Source organism: Pseudomonas sp. NCHU5216, from assembly GCF_052156495.1.
Lineage (GTDB): Bacteria > Pseudomonadota > Gammaproteobacteria > Pseudomonadales > Pseudomonadaceae > Aquipseudomonas.
On the sequence record NZ_JBQLIX010000076.1, the window covers coordinates 1 to 8717 of the forward strand.

Sequence of the window (8717 nt, forward strand, 5' to 3'; positions counted from 1 at the left end):
CGGCGTGCGCTGCACCTGGGCCTCGAACAGATCCTGCAGGGTGGCCTGGCGCGGGTAGTCGGCGGCGGTGGCGTTGAGCTCGTAGAGCAGGCGCTGGCGTGCCGCGCCAGGCAGTACCTGCACCTGCTGCAGGGGCAGTTGCGGTTGCTGCTCCAGGGCCTCAATCAGGCTCTGCAGGGTGCACATCAGGTACTGCTGGACACATTGCGCATCCACCCCACCGGTGGCTTGTACGGTGACCTTGAAGCCGCGCCGGCCCAGGTCATCCACCGCTAGCGACAGCGGGTAAGAGGTGCGTTCATGGGCCTGCAGGCCGGTAATGCCCTGCCAGGCCACATGCGCCTGCTCCGAGTCGTCCACCGGACTGTGGCGGTAGTTGAGCAAGGCGCCGAACAGCGGCGCCGGCGCGGCTACGCCGCTGCAACGCTGGGCCAGCGCCAGCGGCGCCTGCTCATGGGCGAGCAATTCGCTGAGCCGGCGACGGGCTAGCTGCAAGCCATCGGTAACGCTGGCGCTGCCGGTGTCCAGGCGCAGCGGCAAGGTGTTGATGAACATCCCCACCGCGCGGTCGGCCCCTTCACCGCCACGCAGACGGCCCATCAGTACGGTGCCAAACACCACATCCTGGCGCCCGGCCAGGTGGCCGACCAGCACGCCCCAGGCCAGATGCCAGAGGCTCGCCGCGCTGACACCCAGGCGCTGGGTCAGTTGCCGGGCGCGTTCCGCCAGTGCGGGGTCGCAGGCATGCTGCACCTCTTGCGGGGTACCCACGGCGGTATCCAGGCCAAATGGCAGGGTCGGTTCGCGAACGTCCTTCAACAGCTCATGGAAGAAGCGTTCGTCCTGCTCTGGCGTGGCGCCCTGGCACACCTGGGCGATGTAGTGCCGGTACGGCACCGGCTCCGGCAACCGGGCGCTCGGTTCGAGCATCAGATGCTGCATTTCTTCGATGACCACGTCGAAGGCCACGTGGTCGAGGATCAGGTGGTGGAACACCAGGGCCACCACGAAGCGCTGCATGGCGCTGTCCCAGGCGGCGTGCAGCTCCAGCAGGGGCGCATGGCGCAGATCCATGCGGTAACGGCTGGCGTCATGGCGCTGATGCATGCGCGCAACGGCATCGCCCTCGCCGGCCGGCAGTTCGATTACCTCGCAGCGCAGCCGCGCCTGGCGCAGCACCACCTGCACCGGACGCTCCAGCCCTTGCCAGAAGACGGCGGTGCGCAGTGCGTCATGGCGTTCGATCACCGCCTGCAGGGCGCGTGTCACCTGCTCCAGGCGCGCCTGGCTGTCGACGCTGAACAGCGACTGCAGAATGAACGGGTCTCCCTCGGTGGCGGCCGCGTGGTGGTACAGCAGGCCCTCTTGCAGGGGGGCCAGGGCATAGATGTCCTGCACGTTGGCAGCACCGCCCGGCACCTGCGCGACGATGGCATCCAGGCTGGCCTGGTCAAGGCTTGCCATGGGCAGCATGGCCGGCGTCAGCCGCGTGCAGCCTGACGGAATCAGGTTGGCCGGAACCGCCTGCTCCTGTACCTGGCCCAGCGCTGCGGCCAGTGCGGCCACGGTCGGCTGGCCGAACAGCACCTTGACGTCGGCCGTCAGGCCCTGCTGGCGCATGCGCTCGATGAGCGTCACGGCCAGCAGCGAGTGCCCGCCAAGGCTGAAGAAGTTGTCTTGGCGACCGACCCTGGGCACCTTGAGCACGTCCTGCCACAGTTGCGCGAGTTGCGCCTCCAGCGGGTCCTGCGGTGCCTGGTAGGTCTCTGCGGCCAGGGCCTGCGGATCGGGCGCCGGCAACGCCTTGCGGTCGAGCTTGCCATTGCCGTTGAGCGGCCAGTGTTCCAGGCATATGCACGCTGCCGGCACCATGTAGTCGGGCAACGCGTCGCTCAGCCAACTGCGCACCGTTTCCGGCGCCAGGGCCTGCTCGGCGGTGTAATAGGCCACCAGCAGCTTGCCGCCCGGTGCATCATCGCGCACCACTACGGCGCCCTGGTGCAGGCCCGGGCAGGCATGCAGGCGCGCTTCGATTTCACCCGGCTCGATGCGGAAACCCCGGATCTTCACCTGGCCATCCTTGCGGCCCAGGTGTTCCAGGCGCCCGTCTGCCGACCAGCGCCCCAGGTCGCCGGAACGGTACAGCCGTGCGCCCGGTTCGGCGCTGAACGGGTCGCGGATGAAACTGCGTGCATCCAGCTCGGGGCGGTTCAGGTAACCCTGGGCCATGCCGTCGCCGCCGATGCAGATTTCCCCCGGCAAGCCCTGCGGCAGCAACTGCTGGTGCTCATCGAGCACGTACACCTGGGTGTTGGCCAACGGCTTGCCGATGGGTACGAAATCCTGGCCCTCGGGCACCTCGGTCACCCACTCGGTGGTCGCGTAGGTGGTGGTCTCGGTCGGGCCATAGCAATGCACCAGACGCAAGTGCGGGGCAATCGCCAGCAGGTCGCGGAAGACCTGGGCGTCGGCACGCTCACCGCCACACAGCAGCACGCGCAGTTTCGCCAGGGCCGGGCCGATCAACGCCACGTACTGATTGAACACTGCCGTGGTGACGAACAGCACCGTCACTTCGTGCTGCGCCAGCGCCTCGGCCAGGCGCGGCGGATCGAGCAACAGTTCATGGTCGATGACCACCACCTGGCCGCCGTTGAGCAGCGCGCCCCAGACTTCCATGGTGCTGGCGTCGAAGGCCGGGTTGGAGGCGAAGGCGAGGCGATCCTGGCTGTCGAAGTCGGCGTAGCCATTGTTGCGCACCAGCTTGACGATACCCCGCTGCACCGCGATCACGCCCTTGGGCGTGCCGGTGGAACCGGAGGTGTACATGATGTAGGCCGGCGTCAGCGCCGTACTGGCGCAGGGCGGGTTGTGCTGCGGGTAAGCAGCCAGCTCCAGGGTGTCCAGATCCAGCCGCGCTGCAGCCGGCGCCTCCAGGCTGCTGTGGCTGAGCAGCCAGGCCGCACCGCTGTCACCGAGCATGAAGCTCTGGCGCTCGGCAGGCGCATGGATGTCCAGCGGCACGTACATCGCTGCGCACTTGAGGATGGCCAGTTGCGCGACCAGCAGGTCGAGCGAGCGCGGCAGCAGGATCGCCACCGTGCTGCCGGCCACCACACCGCGTTCCCGCAGGCAGTGCGCCAACTGGTTGGCCCGGGTGTTGAGCTGGGCATAGCTCAGGCGCTTATCGCCGTGAACCGCTGCGGTCGCCTGCGGCCGTTCGGCTACCTGGCTTTCGAACAGCGCCTGCAGGGTCGCTTCGCGGGGGTAAGGCTTGGCAGTGGCATTGAAGGCTTCCAGCAGTTGCTGGCGTTCGCTTGCGGTGACGACGGGCAGCGCGCACAACGGCGCCTGGGGTTCGCGTTCCAGCGCATCGGCCAGGGCCGCCAGCGTAGTACACAGGCGCTGGCCAATGGCCGATGCATCCAGGCCATGCGCGGCCAGCACCGTGACACTGAAGGCTTCGCCCAGGTCATCCACCGACACCGCCAGCGGATAGTGAGTGTGCTCCTCGTTGGCCAGGGCCTCGATGCCTTGCCAGGCCTGGGCGCTGCTGGCCGAGTCGTCTACCGCGCTGTGACGGTAATTGAACAGGCTGTTGAACAGCGGCGCCGGCGCCGCAACGCCACTACAGCGCTGGGCCAGCGACAGTGACGCGTGCTCGTGCACCAGCAACCCGCTGAGCCGGGCATGGGTGTCGCGCAACGCTTCGCTCAGCGGCCGCGCATCGATGGCCAGGCGCAGCGGCAGGGTATTGATGAACATGCCCAGGGCACGGTCGGCCCCCTCGCCGGCGTGCAGGCGGCCCATCAGCACCGTGCCGAACACCACCTGCTCGCGACCGGCCAGTGCGGCCAGCACGCGCCCCCAGGCCAGGTGCATCAGGCTGGCTGCACTGACGCCGCGCTGCCGGGCCTGGGCCCGCAGGCGCAGGCTGGTGGCGCTGTCGAGGGGCAGCCGCGCTTCGCTGCTGCCGTCGAGCTGCGAAACCGGATGTCCATAGGCCAGGGTGGGTTCGTCGATGTCACCGAGCATCTCTCGGAAGAAGGCTTCCTGCGCGGCCTGCCCCGCGCCCAGCCGAGCCTGTGCCACATAGTTGCGGTAAGGCATGGCCGGCGGCAGGCGCTGGCCTTCACCCAGCAGCAGGGCCTGCATGTCCTGACGCACCACTTCCAGGGCGGTGTGGTCGAGAATCAGGTGGTGGAACAGCAACAGCATCACCCACTCGCCACTGCCCGGGCAGCGTGCGCAGGACAGCCGCAACAACGGCGGCTGACGCAGATCGAAACGGTAAGCGCCCTCGCCTACCTGCGCCTGCAGTCGCTCGGCCAGCGTAGCGTCAGGGCCATCCAGCTCCAGCCGCTCGACCACCAGCGAGGCCTGGCGCAGAACCACCTGCAGCGGTTGCGACAGTTGCTCCCAGAACACCGCGGTGCGCAGGATGTCGTGGCGGTCGATCACCCCTTGCAGCGCCTGGCAGAAGTCTGCCAGGCGCTGATCGTCGGCCGCCTTGAAGGTCGCCTGCAGCACATAAGGGTCACGGCCTTCGGCGCTGAGGTGGTGATAGAGGATGCCCTCCTGCAGCGGCGCCAGCGGGTAGATGTCCTGGATATTCGCGGCCCCGCCAGGCACTTGAGCACTTATGCGGTCGATTTCGCTTTGTTGCAGTTCCACCAGCGGCAGCAGCTCCGGGGTGATCCGGGTGCAGCCCTGTGGAATCAGGTTGTCCGGCACCTCGATGTCGGTGTTTTCCCCTACGGCAGCGGCCAGTGCTGCCAGGGTCGGCTGGCTGAACAGCACCCGCACATCGGCACTCAGGCCCTGCTCACGCATACGCTCGACCAGGTTTACCGCCAGCAGCGAATGGCCGCCCAGCTCGAAGAAGTTGTCATGCCGCCCCACCTGTTCCACGCCCAGCAGGCTCTGCCAGATGGTCGCCAGGGTGCATTCGGTGTCGGTTTGCGGCGCTTCATAGGCGCGGCTCAGCAGTGCGCTGGCATCCGGCGCTGGCAGGGCCTTGCGGTCGAGCTTGCCGTTGGCGGTCAGCGGCAGGCTGTCCAACTGCACGTAGGCGCTGGGCACCATGTACTCCGGCAGCTCACCTTGCAGATGATCGCGTAGCGCCTCGATGGCCACCGCGTGCGCGGCGGTGAAGTAGGCCACCAGGCGCTTGTCGCCCGGTGTGTCTTCACGCAGCAGCACGGCACTGGCTTCGATACCGCTGTATCGGGCCAGGGAAGCTTCGATCTCACCCAGTTCGATACGGAAACCGCGCAGCTTGATCTGGTTGTCGTTACGGCCCAGGTACTGCAGGTTGCCGTCCACGAGCCAGCGCACCAGGTCGCCGGTGCGGTACAGACGGCCCAGTTCGGCGTGCTGGATGAAGCGCTCGGCAGTCAGCTCCGGCTGGTTGAGATAGCCCACGGCCAGGCCGTCGCCGCCGATATACAGCTCACCGGCCACGCCCAGCGGGGCCAGTTGCTGCTGGGCATCGAGCACATAGAGCTGGGTATTGGCCAGCGGTCGACCGATGGGCACACTGCCCTGCCCGGCTTCGCGGATCTCGTAGGTGCTGGAGAAGGTGGTGGCTTCGGTCGGGCCGTAGCCATTGAGCAGGTGTTGTGGTGCGCCATGCTGAAGCACGCCGGCGATCACTGCCGGATCCAGCACGTCGCCGCCAACGATCAGATAACGCAGGCGGCTGAAGGCGCCGTACAGGCTGGCGGCATATTGATGGAACAGGCCGGCAGTCAGCCACAGAACAGTGACCGCCTGCTCGCTGAGCAGTGCGGCAAAGCGGGCGCGATCCAGCAGGACGTTCTGCTCGACCACCACCACGGCGCCGCCATTGAGCAGCGGCGCCCAGACTTCCAGAGTGCTGGCATCGAACGCCGGGTTGGCGGCGAAGGCCACGCGATCCTGGGCGTTGAACTCGGCATAGCCGTTGTTCAGCACCAGGCGGGCGACGGCGCGGTGCGGCACCACCACGCCTTTCGGCTGACCGGTGGAGCCGGAGGTATACATCACGTAGGCCGGGGTATCGGCGGTCTGTTCAAGAATCGGGTCGTTTGCGGCTTGGCCGCTCAGGTCGAGGCGGTCCAGGTCGACGCGTGGCAACTCATGCGCGGCAGGCTCGTGACTAAGGCTGATCAGGCATACCGCCTGGCAGTCGTCGAGCATAAAGGCTTGGCGCTCCACTGGAGCATGCACGTCCAGCGGCACATAGGCCGCCGCGCACTTGAGCACTGCCAGTTGTGCTATCAAAAGGTCAGCCGAGCGCGGCAGCAGCAAGGCCACCTTGCTGCCTGGAACAACGCCTTGAGCGACCAGGTGATGAGCTAGCTGGTTGGCACGGCTGTTGAGCTCGGCATAACTTAGCTGAACCTCGCCGTCGATCACCGCCAGGGCGTCCGGGCTGGTCTGGGCCTGGGCTGTGAACAGGCTGTGCAGGGTCTGCTCGCGCGGGTAGTCGCTGGCTGCCGGGTTCAACGCCAGAAGCTGCGCACGCTGCGCCGCTGGCAGCACGTGCAGATCCAGCAATGGCCTATGGCCGCCCAGTTCCAGGGTCTTGGCTAGCTGTTCCAGCACGCAGCCCATGGCGGCTGCGACGGCTGCGGCATCGATGCCGCGCAGCGCTTGCACGGTGAGGCGCAGGGATTGGCCGAAGTCATCCACCGACAGCAGCAACGGATAGTTGGTGCGCTCTTCGGCGCTCAGCGTGGTGATGCCCTGCCAGGCTTGGGCGGCAGCGGCGTCGGTCACGGCGGGAGCCGCGGAATGACGGTAATTGAACAGGCTGTTGAACAGCGGCGTCGGTGCCGCCACCTGGCTGCAGCGCTGCGCCAGGGCCAGCGGCGCCTGCTCGTGGTTCATCAGGGCGATCAGGCTGCCATGGGTGGCCTTGAGCGCCTGTGCCACGCTCTGTTCGTGCAGCACCACACGCATCGGCAGGGTGTTGATCACCATGCCCAGCAACTGCCCGCCACGCTGGGCGCGCGACAGGCTGCCCAGCAGCACGGTGCCGAACACCGCCTCATCACGTCCGGCCAGCGCGCCAAGCAGCCGCGCCCAGGCCAGGTGGCACAGGCTGGCGGTGCTGACGCCATGCTGGCGCGCCTGCTGATGCAGGCGCTGGCACAGCGCGGCCGGCAGGTCTTGATGCGCCTCCAGCACATCCTGGCCATCGCCCAGCACGTCATATTGGCCGAACGCCAGGGTCGGCTCGCTGACGTCACCGAGCATCTGCGTGAAGAACGCCTCGTGCTCCTGTTGCGAGCCGGCACGCCGTGCCTGTTCCACATAGGCACGGTACGGCAGCGCCGGCGGCAGGCTGGCACCCTGGCCCAGCAGCAGGGCCTGCATTTCCTGCTGCACCACCGCCAGTGCCGCGTGGTCGATGGCCAGGTGATGGAACAGCAGCGTCGCCTGCCAGCGCTGTTCGGTACGATCTTCACCGACCAGCAGATGCAACAGCGGGGCCTGGCTGAGGTCCAGGCGATGCTGGCGTGGGTCGACCTTGGCGGGCCATTGGCTGGCCAGCGGCTGCTGCGGGTCGAGTTCGTTACTGATGTCGGTGACTTTCAGGCGCGCCTGGCGCCATACCACCTGCAGCGGCGCATCGAGCTGCTGCCAATGCAGCGAGGTACGCAGGATGTCGTGGCGGTCGATCACCCCCTGCAGGGCGGTGCAGAACTGCTCCAGGCGTTCCCGGTTGGCCAGGGTGAAGCTCGACTGCAACAGGTAGGGATCGCCTTGGCGTGCGCTGATGTGGTGGTAGAGGATGCCCTCCTGCAGCGGCGCCAGCGGGTAGATGTCCTGCACGTTGGCGGCGCCGCCCGGCACGCTGGCGGCAATCCGCTCCAGCTGTGCCTGGCTCAGCCCCAGGTGTGGCACATGCTCGGGCGTGAGGCGCGCGCAGCCCTCGGGAATACCCGGCGCCTGAGCGGCCGTGTCGCCGCCCTTGAGGTGCTGCAGCAGGGCCGGCTTGTGCTCCTTGATCAAGGCCAACGTGGCAGGCTCGGCCAGCGACTGCTTGCGTCCACGCACCAGCAGTTGGTCTTCGTTCAGCGACAGCTCGATGCCCTTGTCTTCCAGTACAGCCAACAGGTCGATCACATTCACAGCACAATCTCCGTCTTTTCCAGCGCCGCGACGTATTGCGCCAGTGTTGGTTGTTCGAACAGCAGCTTCACGTCGGCCTCCAGGCCGACCTGGCGCAGTTTTTCCATCAGGCTCACCGCCAGCAGCGAATGGCCGCCCAGGGCGAAGAAGTCGTCGTGGCGGCCTACCCGTTCCACGTTCAGCACGGCGGCCCACAGCGCCGCCATGCTGCATTCGTCTTCACCTTGGGGGGCTTCATAGTCCGCTTGCGCCAGGGCGCCGGCCTGCGGTGCGGGCAAGGCCTTGCGATCGAGCTTGCCGTTGGGCGTCAGCGGCAGTGCCGCCAGGTGCACATAGGCGCTCGGCACCATCCAGGCCGGCAGTTCGGCCAGCAGGTGGGCACGCAGGGTTTCCGGTTCCGGCATGCCGGCCTCGGTGGTGAACCAGGCCACCAGGCGCAATTCGCCGCTGGCATCCGGCAAGGCGCCGACCACCGCCTGGCGCACCTGGGCCTGGGCGGCCAGGCGGGCTTCGATCTCGCCCAGCTCGATACGGTGACCGCGGATCTTCACCTGGAAGTCGTTGCGCCCGAGGAACTCCAGGCTGGCGTCGCTGCG

Annotated in this window: 2 protein-coding genes; both read right to left on the minus strand. The window is 67.5% G+C overall.

The window, feature by feature from the left end:
- The coding region (locus tag ACSVIK_RS25825; protein ID WP_442446989.1) for an amino acid adenylation domain-containing protein at positions 1-8121 on the minus strand (8121 nt) is incomplete at its 3' end.
- A partial coding sequence (locus tag ACSVIK_RS25830) for a phosphopantetheine-binding protein (protein WP_442446990.1) occupies positions 8118-8717 on the minus strand: 600 nt, incomplete at its 5' end. The genes ACSVIK_RS25830 and ACSVIK_RS25825, both read right to left, overlap by 4 nt.